The sequence below is a fragment of the Corallococcus sp. CA041A genome, assembly GCF_003612075.1.
Lineage (GTDB): Bacteria > Myxococcota > Myxococcia > Myxococcales > Myxococcaceae > Corallococcus > Corallococcus exiguus.
The window spans coordinates 1-409 of the sequence record NZ_RAWF01000722.1; the positions used below are offsets into that span (position 1 = coordinate 1).

Annotated in this window: 1 protein-coding gene; it reads right to left on the reverse strand. The window is 59.9% G+C overall.

What is annotated here, in order from left to right:
* Positions 1-98: 98 nt before the first annotated feature.
* A partial coding sequence (locus D7V77_RS44170) for a bacteriohemerythrin (protein WP_158624607.1) occupies positions 99-409 on the reverse strand: 311 nt, incomplete at its 5' end.

The window sequence follows — 409 nt, forward strand, 5'->3', positions numbered from 1 at the left end:
TAGTAGGGACACAGACTTAAGCCAGACTTAAGCCAGAATTCAGCCAGTGTTGCCGCTTGAGTCTGGCTACTGCCGGAACACAACCTTGCCAAGTGGTTCTACGCCTGGTCCTGCGGCGCCAGCGCCGTCACTGCCAGCGCGCCATCCATGGTTTCGATATGCAGCATGAACCAGCCCGGCATCAGCGCCACCACTTCGCGACCCGCATTCATGTCGCCAGCCATTACCTGCCTGGCGACATGGTGCAAGCCGCCGAGCATCCGCGCATGCTGCTCGCGATGACTATTCAGCCCGGAAAACGCGATTTGTTCCATCAGGTCTTCCTCCTCGCGAAAATCGCGCTCGACCCGCGCCACGAAGCGTGTAAAAGCCGCTGCGAATTCCGCGTCCGGCGCTTGTTCGAGCACAC